This is a genomic window from Streptomyces coeruleofuscus, from assembly GCF_039532725.1.
GTDB lineage: Bacteria > Actinomycetota > Actinomycetes > Streptomycetales > Streptomycetaceae > Streptomyces > Streptomyces coeruleofuscus.
The window spans coordinates 85,523-106,083 of sequence record NZ_BAAASE010000001.1 but is presented as its reverse complement, the minus strand read 5'-3'; the positions used below and the strand labels follow the sequence as shown (position 1 = coordinate 106,083).

Here is a 20,561-nt window from a genome sequence, read left to right as displayed (position 1 = left end):
GTAGCCGGCCCCACGTACCTTCTTGGGTATGAGCCCCACTCCCCCCGCACGCCGCCTGCGCCTCGGCCTGCCCCGGCGGGTGTTCTCGCAGGTGCTGCTGATGCAAGTGGCGATCGCCGCGGGAGTCGCGGTCCTCGCGACCGGGCTGTTCCTCGCGCCCCTGAGCGACCAGCTGGACGACCAGGCGATGCGCCGAGCGCTCGCCATCGCGCAGACCACCGCTCAGCAGCCGGGCCTCGCGGAGGAGGTGAGGGACACGCCTCCCTCACCGAACGGTCCGGTGCAGAGGGAGGCCGAGCGGATCCGGAAGGCCACCCAGGCCGAGTACATCGTGGTGATGGACTGGCGGGGCGTGCGGTGGTCGCACACCGACCCGAAGCAGATCGGCGGCATCGTCTCGACCGACCCCGGCCAGGCCTTGGCCGGCAAGGAGGTCATGGAGATCGACAGCGGCACCCTGGGCCGCTCCGCCCGCGGCAAGGTGCCGCTGCGTGACAGCGACGGCACGGTCGTCGGCGCCGTCTCGGTCGGCATCGCCTACGACAGCGTCCGGGCCCGGCTGATCCACGCGATCCCGGGGCTGCTCGCGTATGCCGGAGGTGCCCTGGCCGTAGGCGCGCTGGCCGCGTGGCTCATCTCCCGGCGGGTCCAGCGGCAGACCAGGGACCTGGCCTTCTCGGACATCGCGTCGCTCCTGTCGGAACGCGAGGCGATGCTGCACGGCATCCGGGAGGGCGTCGTCGCCCTGGACCGCACCGGCCGCATCCGGCTCGTCAACGACGAGGCGCAGCGGCTGCTGGGCATCGGGGACGCGGTGGTGGGCCGTTCCCCCGACGAGGCGCTCGGCGCGGGCCGCACGGCCGACGTGCTGGCCGGGCGCGTGGCCGGCACGGACCTGCTCACCGTCCGCGGCCAGCGGGTGCTGGTCGCCAACCGCATGCCCACCGACGACGGCGGCGCCGTGGCCACCCTGCGCGACCGCACCGAGCTGGAGCAGCTGGGCCGCGAGCTCGACTCCACCCGCGGCCTGATCGACGCGCTGCGCGCCCAGGACCACGAGCACGCCAACCGTATGCACACGCTCCTGGGCCTGCTCGAACTTGAGATGTACGACGACGCCGTGGAGTTCGTCGGCGAAGTGGTCGGCGACCACCGGGCGACCGCGGAGCAGGTCACCGAGCGGATCGAGGACCCGTTGCTCGCCGCCCTGCTGGTCGGCAAGGCGACCGTCGCGGCCGAACGGGGCGTCGCACTGTGGGTGTCGGACCGGACCCGGCTGCCGGACCGGCTGATCGACCCGCAAGGGCTCGTCACCGTCGTCGGCAACCTGGTGGACAACGCCCTCGACGCCGTCGCGGGCAAGCCGCACGCCCGCGTGGAGGTCGAACTGCGCGCCGAGGGTCGTACGGCGATCCTCCGGGTGCGCGACACGGGACCGGGAATCCCGCCGGAGCACCGGGAGTTGATCTTCACCGAGGGATGGTCCACGAAGAAGCCGCCCGCGCACCGCGAGCGGGGCATCGGGCTCTCCCTGGTGCGCAGGCTCGCCGAGCGGCAGGGGGGCAGCGCGACCGTCGGCGAGGCGCACGGCGGAGGCGCGGAATTCACCGTCGTCCTGCCCGAGGCGCTGGCCCAGCCGGGCCCGGAACCGGCCCTGACCGTGCCGTCAGCTCCGCAGACCGCCAAGGAGGAGTCGTGATGATCGAGGTGCTGGTCGTGGACGACGACACCAGGGTCGCGCGGGTCAACGCCGCCTACGTCGAGAAAGTGCCGGGCTTCCATGTCGCCGGCGAGGCCCACAGCGCCGCGGACGCGCTGCGTCAGTTGGAGACGCTGCCCCGGCTCGATCTGGTGCTCATGGACCACTACCTGCCCGACGAGACGGGGCTCGCGGTCGTCCAGGAGATGCGTCGGCGCGGCCACCAGACCGACGTGATCATGGTGACGGCGGCACGGGATGTCTCCACCGTGCAGGCGGCGATGCGACACGGCGCGTTGCAGTACCTGGTCAAGCCGTTCGCCTTCGCCGGCCTGCGCTCCAAGCTGGAGGCGTACGCGGAGCTGCGTCGCACCCTCGACGGCGGCGGGGAGGCGGAGCAGGCCGAGGTCGACCGCATCTTCGGGGCGCTGTCGACCCCCTCCGAGCCGGACCTGCCCAAAGGCCACTCCCCCACCACCGCGGAGCTGGTCCGTCAGTCCCTGATGAACGCGGACGGGCCTCTGTCCGCGCAGGAGATCGCGGAGCGGACCGGGGTGAGCCGCCAGACCGCCCAGCGCTATCTGAAGCTGCTGGAACGCACGGGACGGGCCAGGCTGACCCTCAAGTACGGCGACGCGGGCCGCCCGGAACACCGTTACGTGTGGGCGACCCGCGCCTAGCCCAGGCGGTCGGTCGGAGGCCGTTTCGGCTGTCAGCCCGTGGCCTTCTTCGCGAACTCCGTCGTGTAGGTCCCGGCGAGGTCGATCTTGGCGTTCTTGATGTTGGGGTTGAACGCCTTGAGCACCTTCTCCACCGTCTCGGGACCGTCCGCGGGCATCACGCCGTCCTTGGTGAACATCGGCAGTGTGCTCTTGATGGCCTGTGCGTAGAGCGCCTTGTCGCCCTGCGAGTAGTCGGCCGGCATCTTGTCGGCGATCTGGGACGCGCTGTGTACGGACATCCATGTGAGCGTCTCGACGAATGCGTTGACCAGCTTCTGGACCGTGCTCTTGTGGCTGTTCACCCAGTCCGTCTGCATGTACAGACCTGAAGAAGCCGACCACGGAACTGATCTGCCGCGTCCTGCACCGCGCCGACCACCCGCTCTCCGCCCACGAGGTCGCCGCCGAGACAGGACTGAGCCGCTCCACCGCCCAGCGCTACCTGCGCCGCCTGGAGCAGTCCGGCCGCCTGCGCCTCTCCCTCAAGTACGGCGACACGGGCCGACCCGAACACCGTTACGCGTGGGTGGCGCCGTAACCGTACGCCGGTGAAGGCCCCGCCACTACGCCGCTCCCGCCCCGGTCAGCGACCGCACCTCGGTCTCCGCGTGCTTCGCCTCGTCCGGGACCTCCGCCGAGGTGACCGTGCCCACCCAGCCCGCGAGAAAGCCCAGCGGGATCGAGACCAGGCCCGGGTTCTGCAACGGGAAATACTGGAAGTCGACGCTCGGGAACAGCGATTCGGGGCTTCCGGAAACCACCGGGGACAGCACCACGAGCACCAGGGCCGGGACCAGACCGCCGTAGACGGCCCACACGGCGCCGCGTGTGGTGAAGCGGCTCCAGAACAGGGAGTAGAGCAGCACCGGGAGGTTCGCCGACGCGGCGACGGCGAAGGCGAGACCCACCAGGAATGCGACGTTGAGATCCCGCGCCAGCAGCCCGAGGGCGATCGCCACCACGCCGACACCGACGGCCGCGACACGGGCCACGGCCACCTCGCTACGGGGCTTGCCGCGCCGGCGCCGCAGGGACGCGTACAGGTCGTGGGCCACCGACGCCGAGGACGCGAGCGTGATCCCGGCGACCACGGCGAGGATCGTGGCGAAGGCGACCGCGGCGACGATCGCGAAGAGAACCGTTCCACCCGTGGATCCGGCACCACCGCCCAGATCGAGCGCCAGCAGCGGAACGGCCGTGTTCCCGGCCGCGTTCGACCCGCGTACCGCGTCCGGACCCACGATGGCGGCCGCGCCGAACCCCAGCACGATCGTCATCAGGTAGAAACCGCCGATGAGCCCGACGGCCCACACGACCGAGCGGCGTGCGGCGCGCGCGGTGGGCACGGTGTAGAAGCGGGACAGGATGTGCGGGAGCCCGGCCGTGCCCAGCACCAGGGCAAGCCCCAGACTGATGAAGTCGAAGCGGGCGGTCCAGTCCCCGCCGTACTTCAGCCCGGGCGCCAGGAACGCCTGCCCGTGACCGCTGCGCTCGGCCGCCGTGAGCAGCAGCCGGTCCAGGTCGCCGTGGAAGCGCATCAGGACGAGCACCGTCAGTGCGATCGTGCCGCCGAGCAGCAGGACGGCTTTGACGATCTGGATCCACGTCGTCGCCCGCATACCTCCCAGCGACACATAGATCACCATGAGCGCGCCGACCCCGATGACGGTCCAGGCCCGCGCCGCCTCACTCGTGCCCCCGAGCAGCAGCGCCACCAGGCTGCCCGCGCCGACCATCTGCGCCACCAGATACAGAACGGACACGGTGACCGACGACGTTCCCGCCGCGATCCGTACCGGCCGCTCCCTCATCCGCGCCGCCACGACGTCCGCGAGCGTGAACCGTCCGCAGTTGCGGACCAGTTCGGCCACGAGGAACAGCACCACCAGCCAGGCCACGAGGAAGCCGACGACATACAGCAGCCCGTCGTAGCCGAACAGCGCGATGAGCCCGGTGACCCCCAGGAAGGAGGCGGCCGACATGTAGTCACCGGCGATGGCAAAACCATTCTCCATGGGTGAGAAGAGCCGCCCGCCCGCGTAGAACTCCTCAGCCGAACCGCGCCGGTTGCGGCTCACCCAGGTCGTGATCGCCAGCGTGACCGCGACGAACCCGCTGAACAGCAGCAGTGCCAGAGTCTGGTGTTCATCCGTCACGAGACACCCCCGTTGACGCCGCGCGTCAGCTCCTGCGTGTCCCAGCGCAGTTCGAGCGCCGCCCGGTCCCTGCGCAGCCGCGCGTGCCGCGCGTACGCCCAGGTGAACAGGAACGTGCTCAGGAACTGCCCGAGCCCCGCCACCAGCGCCACGTTCACCGCTCCCGCCACGGGCCGCGCCATCAGCTCCGGCGCGGTCGTGGCAGCCACGACGTAGCCCACGTACCAGGCGAAGAAGGCCACGAAGCCCGGCACCACGAACCTCCGGTACCGCCGCCGCACCTCCTGGAAGGCCTCGCTGCGCTGCACCTCCAGATACACATCGGCCGCAGCGACCCGGGTCTCGCCGTCCCTGCGTGCCGACGGGACCACGGCCGGATCCGGCACCCCGGCACCCGCCGATTCGCCCCAGCCGGAGGCGAGGGCGTCGTACCAGGGATCGTCGTACCTGAGGCGCCCGGCCTCGTCGGCCGGGACCGGGCCGACACCGTCGAGTGGCTCGACCGGACTTTCCTGACCAGCCCCGTCTCTACGGGGACGGCCCTTGCTTGGCTGCATGTCCAAGGATGGACAGAACGGGAAGATCCCCGACTCTTCTTCCCTTAGCTCTTCACCCCATCAGGTGACTCAACCCGCTGGTGGCCGCACCAGTCCCTGGCCGTAGGCGTAACGCACCGCCTGCGCACGGTCCTTGAGCCCCGTCTTGGCGAAGAGGTTGTTGATGTGGGTCTTCACGGTCGCGACGGAGACATGCAGCCCGCGGCCGATCTCCTGATTGCTGAGCCGCTCGGCGATGAGCAGCAGCACCTCCGTCTCACGCACGGTGAGCCCGTCCGGCGCCTCAGGGGGCGCAGCCCGTCTCCCCTCGGTCTCCGCCAGCCGCTCCAGCCACCTCTGGATGCTCGGCGAGCCCACATCAACACACCGAGGACCAGTCCCCTCACCGTCCAGGCCAGCAGACAACGGGAGCGTGAGAGTTCCTCGCGGCTGAGCGCCTCCCGGGAAGGCCAGCGCGTCCAGGCGTTCTCCCGCACACGCGCTCCCTCCCCCACAGGCCGCACCGTGCTGTCACCGTACGCCCAGCCCGAGTTCACAGCAGGGCCCGGCAACCGACCGCGCCGGGCCAGGATTCCGGCCCGTAAAGCTCAGGCCAACACCAGCACCCAGCCCGCACGGCCCCGCCCAGCACCCGCCCCGCTCAGATCACCAGCACCCAGCCCCGCCCGGCCCTGCCTTGCCCGGCCGAAGCCCAGCGCAGCGGCTACGCATCGATCCGCGACCGATCCAGCGTCGCCGCCGAGTTGGAGATGAACTCCTTGCGCGGCGCGACGTCGTTGCCCATCAGCAGGTCGAAAACCTGCTCGGCGGCCTCGAGGTCGGAGAGGTTGATCCGGCGCAGAGTGCGGTGGCGGGGGTCCATGGTGGTCTCGGCCAGCTGGTCGGCGTCCATCTCGCCGAGACCCTTGTAGCGCTGGATCGAGTCCTTGTAGCGGACGCCCTTGCTCTGGAGATCCATGAGCTTGTCCCGCAGCTCGCGGTCCGAGTACGTGTAGACGTACTTGTCCTGGCCCTTCTTCGGCTGGACGATCTCGATGCGGTGCAGCGGCGGCACCGCCGCGAAAACCCGGCCTGCCTCGACCATGGGCCGCATGTAGCGGTGGAACAGGGTCAGCAGCAGTGTGCGGATGTGCGAGCCGTCGACGTCGGCGTCGGTCATCATGATGATCTTGCCGTAGCGGGCCGTGTCGATGTCGAAGGTGCGGCCCGACCCGGCTCCTATGACCTGGATGATCGCGCCGCACTCGGCGTTCTTGAGCATGTCCGTCACGGACGACTTCTGGACGTTGAGGATCTTGCCCCGGATCGGCAGCAGCGCCTGGAACTCGGAGTTCCGGGCGAGCTTCGCCGTGCCGAGCGCGGAGTCGCCCTCGACGATGAACAACTCGCTGCGGTCCACGTCGTCGCTGCGGCAGTCGGCGAGCTTGGCCGGCAGCGAGGAGGACTCCAGCGCCGTCTTGCGGCGCTGCGCGTCCTTGTGCTGCCGGGCGGCGATGCGCGTACGGGCCGCGGCGACGGCCTTCTCCATGACCACGCGGGCCTGCTGGGCGGCGTCCCGCTTCGTGGACGTCAGGAACGCCTTGAGTTCCTTCGTGACCACGTTGTTCACGATGCGGCGGGCCGCCGAGGTCCCCAGGACCTCCTTGGTCTGGCCCTCGAACTGCGGCTCGGCGAGACGCACGGTGACGACCGCGGTCAGGCCCTCCAGGGCGTCGTCCTTGACGATGTCGTCCTCGGCGACGCGCAGCAGCTTCTTGGTGCGCAGCACCTCGTTCATCGTCTTGGCGACGGCCTGCTCGAAGCCGGCGACATGCGTACCGCCCTTGGGGGTGGCGATGATGTTGACGAACGACCTCAGCGTCGTGTCGTAGCCGGTTCCCCAGCGCAGCGCGACGTCGACACCGAGTTCGCGGGTGACCTCGGTGGGCGTCATCTGGCCGTGGTCGTCCAGAACGGGGACCGTCTCCTTGAAGGAGCCCGATCCGGAGAAGCGGAGGACGTCGCAGATCGGCTTGTCGTTCGCCAGGTACTCGCAGAACTCGCTGATGCCGCCGTCGAAGCGGAAGGACTCCTCGCCCTTGCTGCCACCCTCGCCGAGCCCGTACTCGTCGCGCACGACGATGGTCAGGCCGGGCACCAGGAACGCGGTCTGACGGGCGCGCTGGTGCAGGTTCTCCAGGGAGAGCTTGGCGTCCTTGAGGAAGATCTGGCGATCGGCCCAGTACCGCACGCGCGTGCCGGTGCGGGTCTTCGGGATCTTCTTGGCCTTGCGCAGGCCGCTCTTGGCCTCGAACTTTGCGTCCGCGCCGTTCCCGGCGAAGGCGCCGGGGACACCACGACGGAAGCTGATCGCGTGGGTGTGTCCACCGCGGTCCACCTCGATGTCCAGACGGGCGGACAGGGCATTCACCACGGAGGCGCCGACGCCGTGCAGACCGCCGGAGGCGGCATAGGAGCCGCCGCCGAACTTGCCGCCGGCGTGCAGCTTGGTCATGACGACCTCGACACCGGAGAGGCCGGTCTTGGGCTCGACGTCGACCGGGATGCCCCGGCCGTTGTCCCGGACCTCGACCGAGCCGTCGTCCTGGAGGATGACCTCGATGTGGTCGCAGTAGCCACCGAGGGCCTCGTCGACGGAGTTGTCGATGATCTCCCAGAGGCAGTGCATCAGGCCACGGCTGTCAGTCGACCCGATGTACATACCGGGGCGCTTCCGCACGGCCTCGAGCCCCTCGAGGACGAGCAGGTGCCGCGCGGTGTAGTTGGACCCGTCCCGGTCTGCTCCTGCCAGCAGAGCTGTGGACGGCACGGACGTCTCGGCGGTCACGCGGTTCGCTCCTCGCTGAATTTCAGATGGGGCCCTCATGGGTAAGGGCGCGGCTTCAGTCACCGGTGAGAGGGTACCGAGGCCTGGTAGAGCCGTTGTAACGCCACCCTCGTCGGAAACTCACCCTAGTCCAGACTCGCATGCCTGTTCGATCCCTCGTTGGAGTGAAGCACACATCACGTTCCCTTCCAGGCATGAACCATTTAGGCTCCGGGCACGTCCTCATGAACAACCGGCAACCCAGCCGGGAGGACCGACCACCGATATAACGCGAAGCTCCGTAAGACACATAGACACGCAATACGGCACATTCGCCGCCAACCGGCAGCAGACAGCCGCCTCGCAAAGATTCTTTCGAGGAAAAGCCACGAGCGGGAACGTTTTGGGGCTGGTTGGATGTTGACCCTGGTACGACAGCTCGTCGAGCTAGAGAAGAGGCGACGTGACTACTGTTCTGACCCCTGCGAGCCAGTTGACGGCCGCTGATCGCTGCGACCGCTGCGGCGCCCAGGCGTACCTGCGCGTCGTCCTGCTCAGCGGCGGAGAACTGCTCTTCTGTGCCCACCACGGGCGCAAGTTCGAGCCGGAACTCAAGAAGATCGCCGCTGAGATACAGGACGAGACGGAGCGGCTGACGTCCGCTCCCGCGACTGCCTCCGAAGAAGAGCGCTGACACCTCGCGTCCGACGACGAGCCAGCACGGCACAGGCCGGTGAACGGGCGGCTGCCTCCGCTATGGAGGCAGCCGCCCGTCCTCGTTCTCGCGAGTCCGCTCAGGCTGCCCCCGACGCCCAGCGCGCGGTTTCTTCACGCCGTGTCAGCCGAGCTTGCGCATGATCCTCACGTGTGTGCCCAGCCGAGCGTGCGCATGATGTCGGACACACGCATGTACACCCCGGGGCTGCCGGCCTGACCGCAGCCGCTCCCCCAGGACACGAGGCCGATCAGCCGCCCCTGGGCCACCAGCGGCCCCCCGCTGTCGCCCTGACAGGCGTCCCGGCCCCCGTTCGCCTCTCCGGCGCACAGCATGCTCCTGGCGTCGTAGACGCCGTCCTCGCCTCCCGGATACGCCTCCTCACAGAGAGCATCGGGGAGCACACGCACGCGTGCCGCCCGCAGACTGTTCGGGTACTCCCCGGCGCCCGAGACATCTCCCCACCCGTACACCGTCGCGGCTTCGCCCACGGCGTACGCGGGGTCACCGCCGGCCGCCATGCCGATGACCGAGTCGGCGGGGAGAGGCTCGGCCAGGGTGAGCACGGCGAAATCCCCGACATTGCTGACACCGTCGTAGGCCGGGTTGACCCAGATCTCTCGCACCGCGACCTCCCGGCCACCCCGGCCCGAGAGCAGGTCCGTGCGCCCCGCTATGACCTTGAGATCGCGTACGCGCTCCGGTGGCCCGCCCAGTACCTCCTCGTCCACGCAGTGGGCCGCGGTGAGCACGGTGCTGCGGCCGACGGCCACACCACCGCAGAACTGCCCCGCGCGCGTTCCCCCGAACCGGTCACGACTGGACAGGGCCACCGTCCACGGGCTCTCCGACGCGTCGACGGGGAATCCCCCTATGACGACCCGGTCGGCGGCCACAGGGCCACTGGGGCCCACTGACAGGGCGAGTACCGCTGCCGCCAGGACCAGCGGTCGGGCCATGGCTCGAGAAAGGCGACGACGCATGAACACTCCTCACTCCGTGATGTCAGCGAGACACCCAGAGTGATTCACCCCGCGGCGGCCCGCACCTGCGGAGGGGCATGACGAAGGCCCGGTCCCCCTGGGGGAACCGGGCCTTCCGCGCCATACGACCGCGACGACTAGTCGAGGTAGTCGCGCAGCACCTGCGAACGGGACGGGTGGCGCAGCTTCGACATCGTCTTGGACTCGATCTGGCGGATCCGCTCACGCGTGACGCCGTAGACCTTGCCGATCTCGTCGAGGGTCTTCGGCTGACCGTCGGTGAGACCGAAGCGCATCGAGACGACGCCCGCCTCGCGCTCGGACAGGGTGTCCAGGACGGAGTGCAGCTGCTCCTGGAGGAGCGTGAAGCTGACCGCGTCGGCCGGGACGACCGCCTCGGAGTCCTCGATGAGGTCACCGAACTCGCTGTCGCCGTCCTCGCCCAGCGGGGTGTGCAGCGAGATGGGCTCACGGCCGTACTTCTGGACCTCGATGACCTTCTCAGGGGTCATGTCGAGCTCCTTGGCCAGCTCCTCCGGGGTGGGCTCACGGCCCAGGTCCTGGAGCATCTGGCGCTGCACGCGCGCGAGCTTGTTGATGACCTCGACCATGTGCACCGGGATACGGATGGTGCGGGCCTGGTCGGCCATGGCGCGCGTGATCGCCTGGCGGATCCACCAGGTGGCGTACGTGGAGAACTTGTAGCCCTTGGTGTAGTCGAACTTCTCCACCGCGCGGATCAGACCGAGGTTGCCTTCCTGGATGAGGTCCAGGAAGAGCATGCCGCGGCCGGTGTAGCGCTTGGCCAGGGAGACCACCAGACGGAGGTTGGCCTCCAGGAGGTGGTTCTTGGCGCGGCGGCCGTCCTCGGCGATGATCTCCAGCTCACGCTTGAGCTTCGGCGCGAGCTTGTCGGCGTTGGCCAGCTTGTCCTCGGCGAACAGACCGGCCTCGATGCGCTTGGCGAGCTCGACCTCCTGCTCGGCGTTGAGCAGCGGGACCTTGCCAATCTGCTTGAGGTAGTCCTTGACCGGGTCGGCGGTGGCACCGGCGGCGGCGACCTGCTGGGCGGGAGCGTCGTCCTCGTCGTCGTCGGACAGCACGAAACCGGCGTTCTCCGTGCCCTCGGGCTCATCGCCGGCCTTGCCGGGAGCGGCCTCCTCGAGCACCTCCTCTTCGAGAAGCTCGGCGTCGTCCTTCTTGGCGCTGGTCTTCTTCGCCGCGGTCTTCTTGGCAGGCGCCTTCTTCGCGGCCGCCTTCTTGGCGGTCGTCTTCTTGGCAGCTGCCTTCTTGGCGGGCGCCTCGTCCTCGGCGGCGGGCTCGGCTGTGGGCGCCGCCGGCGTGGCGGTGGCGGTGGCCTTCCTGGTGGTCACCGCCTTGGCCGCGACCGTCTTGGTGGCGGTGCGCTTGGCGGGACTCTTCGCTGCGACGCTCTTTCGGGTGCGCTTGGGCTCCGCGGCACTGACCATCAGCGTCACACCCTCTTCCTCGAGGATCTGGTTGAGGCTGCGCAGTACGTTCTTCCACTGAGTGGCCGGAATCTGGTCAGCTTCGAAGGCCCGACGCACGTCATCGCCGGCGATCTGCCCCTCAGCCTTTCCCCGCTCAATGAGAGCCATGACAGAGACGGACTCGGCGATCTCCGGCGGGAGCGTACGGGATGTGCTGGCCGACACGAACAACCTCTCGGAACGTTGGAAAACGGCTTCCGGCCCCGTCCACAGTGGACAGGAGCCGACCGCCGGCTTGGGGGTGGGCCGACGGCGCGGGCGGGGGCCGGGAAGATGCACAGCGCCGTGAACGGCGTCCGTATTCCCTCCGCGGCTGTCACCTCTTAGGTCATCGCGTTCTTCCCGCGAGCGTTACGCCCAATTCGCGTGGCCCGAGTCACACCCCGTAAGCGACCAAAAGCTGTCACACCCAGACAAAAGAGGTCACACCTGGCCGTTCACTGGCCGCTCCGGCGATCTGCGGCCCCTTCGCGCCGTCGGACCCCGCGGGATCGTGAGGATCCCGCGGGGTCCGACGGGAGGCGGTTCACCGTACGGGCACTGCCACAGGAGGGGGGTGGCAGACCCGGGCGCGCCGCCCGCGGAACGCGGTCAGCGCTCGCGCGGAGCGGGCACCACGCGTTCCACCTCGGGATGGACCGTGAGAAGTTGCCGCATCGCCGCCTCGGCCGCCGCCCCGTCGCCGGTGGCGAGGGCGTCACAGATGCGGCCGTGGTGCGCCAGCGACGCCTCGGTCGGCCGGTCACAGCCCGCGATCGGACCGCCGGAGACCTGGAGGGCCGCGGACACGATCCCGGAGAGGTGTTCCAGCATGCGGTTGCCGGCGACCTGGATGAGCAGCGAGTGGAACTCGGAGTCGGCGCGGGCGAAGGTGAGCGCATCACCCTGGGCCATCGCGTGCCCCATGATCTCGACCATGTCCGCCAGGCGCTGCTGGACGTCCTCGCGCCCGTGCCCGGCGGCGAGGCGGGCGGCGAGCGGCTCGATCGTCCAGCGCAACTCGCTCAGCTCGCGGCGCTGATCGTCGCGCTGCGGCCCGAAGGCCCGCCACTCGATGATGTCCGGGTCGAGGAGGTTCCAGTCGCTGACAGGGCGCACGCGCGTGCCGACGTTCGGGCGGGCGCTCACCAGGCCCTTGGCCTCCAGGACCCGGAGCGACTCGCGGACGACGGTGCGGGAGACCTCGAACCGCTGGCCGATCTCCTCGGGCACCAGCGGACGGTCGGCGCCCAGGTCGCCGGAGACGATCATCTGACCCAGCTGCTGGACGAGTTGGCCGTGCAGCCCGCGTCCGCGGCTGCCTGCGGCGCGCCTGCCGACCCGGCCCAGCTCGGGGTCCCCGCCGTCCCAGACAGGGGCACCGACGCGGTCGACGGCGGGCGCCTCTGCGTAGGGGTAGCGGTCGAGTTCGCCCGGGCTCGCGAGGCCGGAGTCAGCGGAGCGGGCGGCGGTCATCATGGTGTGCGCAAGGGTACTCACGCATCCTTTGTCGGCGTCGTCTCCAACTCCCTTGAGGTCTTTGGTGAAAAGCACACGAAAGGGTGATCGCTCCCCCCGTCGCAATTGACGCCTTATCGGAAAGAAATGGGCGTTCTGCGGGGAGTTGTGCGCATGGCCGGACTAAGGGTTACGGACAGTCGTCACCGGAACCGGCTCCGCAGTGCGGTGAGGAGATACGCGCAGAGCAGTGCGGTCAGCGACAACGTCAGTGCGCCGCCGACAGGTTGGGAGACCACGCTGAGCGCGGCTTCCAGGTAGCGCTCTCCCCCGAAGGGCCATCGCGGCAGCAGGGCCTCGCGCAGCCGCACGGGAAGTCCCGCCGCGGTCCGCACGGACGGCCCTTCAAGAACCTTGTGCACCGCGGGCACGACCAGGAGCGGCACGGCGCCCACGGCGGCCAGTCCGGCCGTGGTGGAACGGAAGACGCCTGCGGCCAGTACGCCCGCCCAGGCACAGCCGACCACCAGCCCGATCCAACTCGCACTCAGCGACAGCCACTCGGCGGGAACTCGGGCGAGCTCCGGTCCGTACACGAGGTAGAGCACCTCGGCGTCGCAGCCGACGGTGAGCGCGGCCAGCATCAGCGCGGTGGCCGTGGCGACGAGCAGCTTGGCGGCCAGCAGCCCCAGCCGGCGGGGCACGGTGCCGCGGTCCGCGGCCAGGGCGGGGTGGCGGAACTCGTCGCCGAAGGCCAGCGCGCCGAGCAGCCCAGCGCCGAGCGCCGCGGGCGGCAGGGGCAGCTCCTGCGGCCACGCGGCCAGCAGGCGCGGCTGAGGAGTGTGCCCGATACGGGCGAGCACGACGGCGGTCACGGCGGACACGACGAGTACCGCGGCCCCGGTGATGAACCCGGTGCCGATCCCGGCGGCGCGGCGGATCTCGTAGCGGAGGGGGCGGAGGGGGCCGGAGGCAGGGCGGACGGAGATGGGAGGCGGCAGCGGGGGCAGCGCTTCGAGTGTGCGGGCTGTGCGTGCGGTGCGGGCGTCGGCGGGGTGGAACGTCCGGCGTGCCGTCGCCTCCTGTGGATGGGTCTCGGCGTTGGACGGGTGGCCGTCCGCGGGGGCGTCCAGGCGCTCGTGCGGCTCCTCGGCGGGCTGCGCGTGCCCGGCGGGGAGCACGGGCTCGACGGTGACTGGTTCCGCCACGTCGTCAGTGGTCCGTGGCTCAGCCGGGCGTGGCGGCTCGACGGTGACGGCCATGGGGTCGGCAGTGACTGGATCAGCGGTAACCGGGTCGGCGGTGAGCGCGGCCGCCTTCGAGGCGTCGAGTGTGGGTCGCGGCTCGTCGTCGGCGGCCGGGGGCTCAACCGTCGCCCCAGGCGTTTCGGCGACGTGCCCCACCTCGGCACTCGCGCGATCCGGCTCCACGCGGACGAGCTCGAGCGTGTCGGCGGACGATCGCGCTGCGTCGGTCTCGCCCGCCGCCTGCCCCGCCTTGCCCAGCCCCGGGGCGCTGCCGCCTTGCGGCTCATCTGCGTGTACCGCTCCCGCACCGGGCCCCATGTCACCGATTTCATCGGCCAGTTGGTGTACGACGATGCCGTGACGGAACGCCGTCTCGCCGATCTCCGCACAGGTACTGCCGTACACGGAGAGGCGGTTGCCGTCTTCTCGTACGATCTCGACGGAGCGCTGAGCGGTGCGGGCCTGCTTGGCCAGGAGGGCCGCCAGACGGGCCGCGTACGGGCTGCGTACGGCGACCCGGGGACGCAGGCGGGTACGCGAGAACTCCGCGGCCTCCTGGTCGGCCACGAGCCTGCCCTGTTCCAGGGTGACGACGCGGTCGGCGGTGCGCGCGGCCTCCTTGGGGTCGGCCGTGGTGAACAGGACCGTGCCGCCCTGGGCGGCATGGGCGCGCAGCATGCCGTGCAGCCAGTGGCTCTCGCGGACGGACAGCCCGCCGACGGGGTCGTCGAGGACGAGCGTGTGCGGGTCGGCCAGGAGGGCGCAGGCGAGGCCCAGGCGGCGGTCCATGCTGCGCGAGAGGGCGCCGAGGCGTTCGTCGCGCAGGCTCACGAGCCCGACCGCCTCGAGCACTTCGTCGGCGCGCCGGACCGGGACCCCTGCGGCCGCACACAGCATGCGCAGATGACCGCGGACCGTGCGGGCCGGATGTCCCGGCACGTCGCCCATCAGCACACCGACCTCGCGCGACGGATGGGCGATGCGGTGCAGGGGGCGGCCCCGGAAGTAGGTGACCCCACGGCCCCGTTGGAGTTCCAGCATGAGTCTGAGAACTGTCGTCTTACCGGCGCCCGGTGCTCCGTGCAGCGCCGTGACGCGACCCGCTCGCGCCTCGAACGAAACGTCGTCAGCTGCGGGCGGAAGCTCTTTGCGGGGGTTGCTGGTCAGTCCGAAGGCCTGGATCACTCGCAGCAAGATAGCGCGCTATGTCCGATTTTCCGGGCAGCACGAGGCCTGCCTCGGGCACGACCACCACCCTTGTCCGGGCAGGGGGCGCGTGGTGTTCGGACTCGGCGTCAGACCTCGGGGCGCAGCATCGGGGGGTTGAGCAGAGTCGCGCCACCGGCACGGAAAAGCTGAGCCGGGCGGCCGCCCTGGCGGGTGGTCGTCCCACCGGTGGGGACGAGGAAGCCCGGTGTGCCCGTGACCTTGCGGTGGAAGTTGCGCGGGTCGAGCGCCACGCCCCACACCGCCTCGTAGACACGGCGCAACTCTCCGACGGTGAACTCGGGCGGGCAGAACGCAGTGGCCAGCGACGAGTACTCGATCTTCGAGCGAGCACGCTCGACTCCGTCCGACAGGATCTGCGCGTGGTCGAAGGCGAGCGGCGCGACCGGTTCGGCGTCCCGCCCGTAGCCGCCCTGCCGCAACAGTTCCTCCACCGGAGCCCAGCGGGCGTTGCTGGCGTCGCCGCCTGCCCTGGGCGCGGGCAGGTCGGGAGCGAGCGCCAGGTGGGCGACACTGACGACCCGCATCCTGGGGTCCCGCTTGGGGTCGCCGTAGGTGGCGAGCTGCTCCAGATGCGCCCCGTTGTCCTGGGCGGGGACGGACGGGTCATGAACACGCAGCCCGGTCTCCTCGGCCAGCTCGCGTGCCGCGGCCTGCGCCAGGTCCTCGTCCGCCCTGACGAAACCGCCGGGCAGCGCCCAACGCCCCTGGAAGGGGGGCTCGCCCCTGCGTACCGCCAGCGCGCACAGGGCATGGCGGCGCACGGTCAGCACGACCAGGTCCACGGTGACGGCAAACGGCGGGAACGCTGACGGGTCGTAGGGCATGCGGCGATCATAGTCGTCTGCCTGACGATAAACACTCCCTTCGCCGGTCGCATCGGCGACTGATCCGCTTCGGTCGGATATGAACGTCACTCTCCGGGCCGGTGTCCGACAGTTGAACGTCGTACCAGGTCACACGCCCAATTGAAGTCCGTCGGCCGCTTCCTCGACCATAACGAGGCCGAGCCTGCTGACCCGTACGGAGAAGGGGGCGCCCGCGATCCGCAGTCCCGTGAAACCGATCTCGCCCAGGGGTGCGCTGCGCATGGGGCGCAGGGTGACCGTCCCTGCCGGGGCGTCGGGGCGGATGCCGACGAGCGTGGTCAGCAGCAGCACTCCGGCGGCCGCCGATGTGGCTGCCGGACGGCAGGCCGCCGGGTGCGGGAGGGGAGCGCTCCCCTCCGTCCGCTGTTCCCCGGCGTACATGTCAGGTAGCCGGTGGGCGAAGGTCTCGGCGGCCGCGAGTACGCCGCGAAGCAGCGAGGACGCCTCCTTCTCGTAGCCGGCGGCGGCCAGGCCGGCGACGGCCAGTGCGGTCTCCTGGACCCGCACGGCCCCGGCGCGGTGGCCGAACGGATTGAACCCCGTTTCCTTGGCGCCCAGTCCGCGCAGGCCCCAGCCCGAGTCCATGACGGGACTGCCGAGCAGCCGGGCGAGGTGCTCGGTCTGCACCTTGTCGAGCAGACCGGGGGCCGGGGCGCCTTCGCCCAGCAAGCCGGTGTCGAGGAGGTGGGCGGCGGCCGCGCCCAGATGGGGCACAGGCCTGCCGTCCGGGGCACGGGCAGCCGCGGGCCGGCCGCCCCCGAGGTCGTCGACCCAGAAGTCCCTGCGGAAGGCGGTTCTCAAGGCCTGCGCCCACTGCCGGAGTGCCGCTCCGCCCGTGCGGCCGCAGGCGTCGAGCAGATCGGCGCCGAGGAGCGCGGCACGGTGGGCGTGCGCCTGTGTCTCGCAGCGGACGGGATCGCCGGGGTGCGGATCGCGCAGGTACGGGTCGTCGCCCGCGGTGGTTCGCAGCCAGGTCAGGCAGCGCTCGGCGGTCGGGAGCAGTTCCTCCGTCTCCTGCTCGCCCAGGCCCCAGCGGCGGGCCTCTGCGAGCAGTGCCGGGAAGAGCAGTGTGGCCTCCGTGCCGGTGCACTGCGGCGGGAGGTGCGGGCCTGCGTCCCGTCTCGGGCCGGGGATCATCCCGGACTGTGGCCCCGGGCCGGTGAGTTGGGTACGGGCGAGGATCCGCAGCGTCCCCGCTGCCAGACCCGTCCCGAGCGGCAGGGCCATCCGGGCGGCCACGAGCGCGTCGGCGGGGGCCAGACCGCAGCGCCAGGGTGCCCCGGCCGCGAGGTGGGTGTCGGCGGGGTTCGCGGAATCACGCAGCAGGAGGGCCTGGAGGTCCTCGATGCTCGTTCTGAGGAGCGCGGGAACTCTGGGGTCGTCGCCTTCGGCCCGCGCGGCGGCAAGGGGGCTGGTCGCCGCGCGGCCCACGGCTCGGAGGGGACCGGCCCCGTCCGGCCGCACCCGCAGTTCCACGCTTCTGCTGCCGCCCGGCGGCAGGTCGAGCTCCCATCGCAGCAGCCCGGCGGAGGCCAGGGCGTCCGAGGGAGGCGGTGCGGCCGTGACGGACGCATTGCCGGTGGCGCAGGACCACCGCAGTCCGGAGTCGTGGACGCTCGCGGGGAGTTCGGGACCGGGGCGGCCCGAGGCGATTGACCCGAGGTCGGCCAGGTCCGTGCCCAGGGACACCTCGACCGGCAGACGCAGCGGACGGGGTGCCGCGCTGTGGAAGGTGATCCGCTCCGTGCCGTCCGCGAGACGGTTGCGCTCCACGACCACGTCCGGATCCGGGCCTGCCTGCGGTGACGTGCGGAGCGTGCCCACGAACCTGGCTCGGTCGGCGGCAGCCATGCGGGCCTGCACGGCGAGCGGTTCCCGCCCGGCCACGCGGATCTCGCACCGGGAGAGCACGCGCCGGCCGGCGCGATAGAAGCCTTCCAGCCCCCGGCCGGTCATCTGCCCTCCCTCAGTCGAGATGGCCAGACCGGGAAGCGCGACGCAGATCATCATGGTGTGGGTGGGCGGCAGGTCGGCAGACCAGCGCAGTCCGGGGATCGTGGCACCCCGCGGAGGCCCGGCGGGCTGCCCCGCGGAGGACGGGCCCCGGCTCTGGGGCAAGGGCGGCGGGGGCGGGCCGTACCCCGCCGCGGCACCAGGACGACGGTTCCGACCCGCCCCGCGGGGGGACGAACGGCCCCGGTCCGGTGTCGAGGGCGGACACGAGCCCGGGCCGGTGGGCAGCGAGGCGGGCGAGGCGCCTCCGGGGAACCTGGGCCCAAATCCGTCGACATGTGCCGCCGACCGCGGCGGGACGTCTTGGTCCCCCGACCTCGGAGTCCCGGCCCCGGCCCCGGGCAGCCCTGGGCCGGGGCCCGACGCCCGGGGCGGCGGGGGCCCGCCCGGAGCGTGGCGGTCGTCGGCGGCGGAGGAGGGCGGAGTCGGCTGATGCATGGAGAGGCTTCCTCTGCGCTCTGTGCGCCTCGATCGAGTCCGGCGCCGGTGCCGGAGGGCTCCGACGGGGCAGGGGCAGTGCGGCGTCACGCCTCGTCCGGGCGTTCCGCCACTCAGGTGAACGGCGTGAACCTCATCCGGGTCACGCCCGCGTCCCCGCCCCGGGCGCGTCGAGGTCGCCGGGAGGACACTCACTCCTCGCCCTCCGTCTCCGTGCCCTGGCCGGGCGGCACGCCTTCTTCGCCCATGTCGTGGCACGGCATGGCCGCCTTCCGCGACGTACGCGCACGCGTGCCGCCCGGGTGAGCGCTGCGGGACCGCGCAGCACCCGCGGTCGCTCGGCCGGCACGCGTGCCGGCTTCCACGACCCTGGCAGGGCGCGTGGTACCCGTCGGAGTACGCCGACGAGGCACCCGCGCGCTCGGGACGTGATCTCCTGCACGGGCACCGTTCGGGGCCGCGCCGACGGCACCGGCGGAGCGGGCTGGACGGGTACGGCGTCGACGACGTGAGGGCATCGCCGTGGACGCGGGTGCGGGCTCCGGCTCGGACTCGGGCGCGGCTGCCTCACCTGTGGCGGCCTCGTCAGCTTCCGGCCGAGCCGGGTGGTCGGCCTCCTGCGCGACGGAGCTGTCCTCCCACCCGGCGGAGTCGTCCGCCCTGGCCGGGGAGCCGCCCGTCCGTTCGGGAGAGTCCTCCGCCCCAGCCCGGGAACTGCCCGCCGACTCGACACACTCGCCCACCCGGGCAGGGGAGCCGCCCACCGGCTCGACACACGCGTCCGCCCGGGCCGAGGAGCCGCCCGTCCCAGCATCCAAGCCGTCGACCCGAACGTCCGAGCCGACAGCTCCCGGGCACCCCCGGCCTTCGCGCTCCGCTCGCAGGCAGCTGCGGATCGACTCCGGGTCCAGGCCCTCGTTGCAGGCCTGGTGCAGGAGGCGGGCGAAGAGATAGTCAGGGTCCGCGCTCAGGGCCATGGCGAGAGCTTCCCTGGCCTCCAGTTCGTCACCGGTGGACCATGCGACCCAGCCGGCGAGAGTGAGGGGAGCAGCGGCGTGCTCGCCGTAGGGTCCGACGCAGCGGCGGGCCAGTGACCGCCACAGGCGCAGGGCGCGTCCGGCCTCGTCGCCCTCCATCCACTCGGCCGCGCGGTCACGGGTCGCGCGGTCCTGGAGGCCGAGGATCAGCCGGGCTGCCTCGTCGTGCCGGAGGAGTTCGTCGTCGCGGAGGTCTGCCAGGAGCATGCCGGAGACGGGCTGTGCCTCGGCGAAGCGGTCCAGGATCCGCCCGGCCAGTTCCAGTGTCTCGTCGGCCACCTCGGCACGGCCGGCGTCGTCCAGGATCCTCGGGACCAGCGCGAGGCTGGCGGTGTCCAGGGCGGTCTCCTGCTCGAGAGCGGCGGCGTTCTCCCAGGGGAGCAGACGGGCCCGAAGCTCCCGCAGCGTGCCGCGTACCTGGATCCCCGCGTAGGTGGCAGCGGCGGCCAGCACCGATGTGCCCGGCAGGCCCATAGGGGCTCCCTCGGGCGAGCAGCATGTCGCGTTGTCACAGCAGTAGGACCAGTAACGACCGTCGGAGATGCACAGCGCCTCGACCACCGTCACGTCCAGGGAACCGCACTCCACACGCAGCTTGTGGGCCAGCGGCCTCAGTCGTTCCATGACCTGTCGGCCGGACTCCCCCTTTTCCGGTTCCTGGCAGAGGAAGGCGACCATCGACTCGGGGCGGGCCCCTCGGCGCTCACTGCCCTTCACCAGACCGTGGGCCAGTTGCCGGGCCGCTGACGGCCAGTCGTCCGCGTTCGCGGGGATGCCCAGCCGGGCCCGGCCCCCGAACCGCCCGCGCCCGTCCCTGTCGTGCAGGGCGACCAGGATGATGCTGTCCTCGGGACGGTATCCGAGCAGGTACGGCAGGGCGTCGGCCAGTTCGGCCGGGGTACGCAGGGTGACCTGGTGCTCGCCGCCGTGGCCGTCGTACGTGGGGCTGGGGATGTGCGGCCCGGTCTCTTCGTTTCCCTGCTTCTCCCGTCCACCGTCCATGTGCCTGCCATGCGCGTCAGGCCCGGTGATGTCGCCGTTTTCGGAGGATCCAGTCGTTTCGCCGTGGTTCGTCATGCGAAGACGATCTCGCGGAATCCGAAGCTCCGCTTGACCCTGTGGATAACTACGATCAGGGACACGT

Annotated in this window: 13 protein-coding genes and 3 pseudogenes; 4 read left to right on the top strand and 12 right to left on the bottom strand. The window is 71.1% G+C overall.

Annotated features, from left to right (window positions below; genetic code table 11):
• The first annotated feature begins 28 nt into the window (after positions 1-28).
• Together ABFX81_RS00435 and ABFX81_RS00430 are read left to right on the top strand one after the other, a co-directional pair.
• The gene (locus ABFX81_RS00435; protein WP_086845714.1) at positions 29-1,699 is read left to right on the top strand and encodes an ATP-binding protein; all 1,671 of its coding nucleotides are present in this window, start codon (positions 29-31) and stop codon (positions 1,697-1,699) included.
• A complete protein-coding gene (locus tag ABFX81_RS00430; RefSeq protein ID WP_086845712.1) occupies positions 1,699-2,379 on the top strand; it encodes a response regulator in 681 nt (226 codons plus the stop codon). The genes ABFX81_RS00435 and ABFX81_RS00430 overlap by 1 nt, the downstream gene beginning before the upstream one ends.
• Positions 2,380-2,411: 32 nt before the next feature.
• Here the strand turns inward: ABFX81_RS00430 and ABFX81_RS00425 are convergent.
• A pseudogene (locus ABFX81_RS00425) lies at positions 2,412-2,753 on the bottom strand (ABC transporter substrate-binding protein); the annotation flags it as partial.
• On the opposite strand from ABFX81_RS00425, the pseudogene ABFX81_RS00420 reads away from it, so the two are divergent.
• Positions 2,753-2,959 (top strand): annotated as a pseudogene (locus ABFX81_RS00420) (helix-turn-helix domain-containing protein); the annotation flags it as partial. The pseudogenes ABFX81_RS00425 and ABFX81_RS00420 overlap by 1 nt on opposite strands.
• 25 nt (positions 2,960-2,984) lie before the next feature.
• Here the strand turns inward: ABFX81_RS00420 and ABFX81_RS00415 are convergent.
• The 4 genes and pseudogenes from ABFX81_RS00415 to ABFX81_RS00395 form a co-directional block, all read right to left on the bottom strand.
• Complete coding sequence (locus tag ABFX81_RS00415; RefSeq protein WP_086845709.1) at positions 2,985-4,577, bottom strand: sodium:solute symporter family transporter; 1,593 nt, start codon at positions 4,575-4,577, stop codon at positions 2,985-2,987.
• Positions 4,574-5,134 (bottom strand): DUF485 domain-containing protein, encoded by a 561-nt coding sequence (locus tag ABFX81_RS00410; protein ID WP_086845736.1) that lies wholly within the window; start codon positions 5,132-5,134, stop codon positions 4,574-4,576. Before ABFX81_RS00410 ends, ABFX81_RS00415 begins: the two co-directional genes overlap by 4 nt.
• A 69-nt stretch (positions 5,135-5,203) precedes the next feature.
• Positions 5,204-5,485, bottom strand: a pseudogene (locus tag ABFX81_RS00405) (response regulator transcription factor); the annotation flags it as partial.
• A gap of 352 nt (positions 5,486-5,837) precedes the next feature.
• Complete coding sequence (locus tag ABFX81_RS00395; RefSeq protein WP_346137464.1) at positions 5,838-7,961, bottom strand: DNA gyrase/topoisomerase IV subunit B; 2,124 nt, start codon at positions 7,959-7,961, stop codon at positions 5,838-5,840.
• 442 nt (positions 7,962-8,403) lie between these two features.
• Between ABFX81_RS00395 and ABFX81_RS00390 the strand changes: the two genes are divergently transcribed.
• Positions 8,404-8,634 (top strand): DUF7455 domain-containing protein, encoded by a 231-nt coding sequence (locus ABFX81_RS00390; RefSeq protein ID WP_010034922.1) that lies wholly within the window; start codon positions 8,404-8,406, stop codon positions 8,632-8,634.
• Positions 8,635-8,801: 167 nt separating this feature from the next.
• On the opposite strand, the gene ABFX81_RS00385 is transcribed toward ABFX81_RS00390, so the two are convergent.
• From ABFX81_RS00385 to ABFX81_RS00355, 7 genes are all read right to left on the bottom strand, one after another.
• Entirely contained in the window at positions 8,802-9,638 is an 837-nt protein-coding gene (locus tag ABFX81_RS00385) for a trypsin-like serine protease (RefSeq protein ID WP_086853813.1), read from the bottom strand.
• Between the two features lie 137 nt (positions 9,639-9,775).
• Positions 9,776-11,314 (bottom strand): RNA polymerase sigma factor, encoded by a 1,539-nt coding sequence (locus tag ABFX81_RS00380; protein ID WP_346137463.1) that lies wholly within the window; start codon positions 11,312-11,314, stop codon positions 9,776-9,778.
• A 426-nt stretch (positions 11,315-11,740) separates the two neighbouring features.
• Positions 11,741-12,628, bottom strand: coding sequence for a FadR/GntR family transcriptional regulator (locus ABFX81_RS00375; RefSeq protein WP_346137462.1), 888 nt, complete (start codon positions 12,626-12,628; stop codon positions 11,741-11,743).
• Between the two features lie 161 nt (positions 12,629-12,789).
• A complete protein-coding gene (locus ABFX81_RS00370; protein ID WP_346137461.1) occupies positions 12,790-15,018 on the bottom strand; it encodes an ATP-binding cassette domain-containing protein in 2,229 nt (742 codons plus the stop codon).
• 110 nt (positions 15,019-15,128) lie between these two features.
• Positions 15,129-15,887: an NUDIX hydrolase gene (locus ABFX81_RS00365; protein ID WP_010034909.1), complete on the bottom strand. Its 759-nt coding sequence runs from the start codon at positions 15,885-15,887 to the stop codon at positions 15,129-15,131.
• A gap of 129 nt (positions 15,888-16,016) precedes the next feature.
• The gene (locus ABFX81_RS00360) at positions 16,017-17,885 is read right to left on the bottom strand and encodes a glycogen debranching N-terminal domain-containing protein (protein WP_428837127.1); all 1,869 of its coding nucleotides are present in this window, start codon (positions 17,883-17,885) and stop codon (positions 16,017-16,019) included.
• A 686-nt stretch (positions 17,886-18,571) separates the two neighbouring features.
• Positions 18,572-20,494 (bottom strand): DUF4192 family protein, encoded by a 1,923-nt coding sequence (locus ABFX81_RS00355; RefSeq protein WP_346137460.1) that lies wholly within the window; start codon positions 20,492-20,494, stop codon positions 18,572-18,574.
• Between the last annotated feature and the right edge of the window lie 67 nt (positions 20,495-20,561).

Bases quoted from the DNA above. Each gene is read 5' to 3' on its own strand.
- ABFX81_RS00435 (WP_086845714.1), top strand. From the start codon at position 29: ATGAGCCCCACTCCCCCCGCACGCCGCCTGCGCCTCGGCCTGCCCCGG.
- ABFX81_RS00430 (WP_086845712.1), top strand. From the start codon at position 1,699: ATGATCGAGGTGCTGGTCGTGGACGACGACACCAGGGTCGCGCGGGTC.
- ABFX81_RS00410 (WP_086845736.1), bottom strand. From the start codon at position 5,134: ATGCAGCCAAGCAAGGGCCGTCCCCGTAGAGACGGGGCTGGTCAGGAA.
- ABFX81_RS00385 (WP_086853813.1), bottom strand. From the start codon at position 9,638: ATGCGTCGTCGCCTTTCTCGAGCCATGGCCCGACCGCTGGTCCTGGCG.
- ABFX81_RS00365 (WP_010034909.1), bottom strand. From the start codon at position 15,887: ATGCCCTACGACCCGTCAGCGTTCCCGCCGTTTGCCGTCACCGTGGAC.
- ABFX81_RS00360 (WP_428837127.1), bottom strand. From the start codon at position 17,885: ATGACCGGCCGGGGGCTGGAAGGCTTCTATCGCGCCGGCCGGCGCGTG.
- ABFX81_RS00355 (WP_346137460.1), bottom strand. From the start codon at position 20,494: ATGACGAACCACGGCGAAACGACTGGATCCTCCGAAAACGGCGACATC.